The 389-nt window shown below is 41.1% G+C and carries 1 rRNA gene; it reads left to right on the top strand.

Going from position 1 to position 389, the window contains the following annotated elements:
* Positions 1-173, top strand: a 23S ribosomal RNA gene (locus J671_RS0105475); the annotation flags it as partial.
* Between the last annotated feature and the right edge of the window lie 216 nt (positions 174-389).

Raw genomic sequence — 389 nt, 5'->3', positions numbered from 1 at the left:
GGAAGGGATAACCGCTGAAAGCATCTAAGCGGGAAGCCTACCTCAAGATAAGATTTCCCTAGGAATTTATTCCTCTAAAGAGCCGTTCGAGACTAGGACGTTGATAGGTTGGATGTGGAAGCATAGTGATATGTGAAGCTGACCAATACTAATTGCTCGTGAGGCTTGACTATACAACACCCAAGCAGTTGTATATAAAGCATCAATCGATTCATAAATCTACAAAGCAACTTGATTTAGTTATAACACTAGATAAAATGAACACAATCAGATTCAATCAGCCCAGTCTGTAAAGATTTGGAAAACGCTTCGGCAGTCAATAAGACCAAAGCAAGTATCCATAAACAGTTGTGCTGGCGACCATAGCAAGAGTGAACCACCTGATCCCT

It is taken from the genome of Acinetobacter sp. 1130196, from assembly GCF_000588095.1.
Taxonomy (GTDB): domain Bacteria; phylum Pseudomonadota; class Gammaproteobacteria; order Pseudomonadales; family Moraxellaceae; genus Acinetobacter; species Acinetobacter nosocomialis.
The sequence above is the reverse complement of the archived record's forward strand: the minus strand, read 5'-3'. Positions and strand labels throughout refer to the sequence as shown.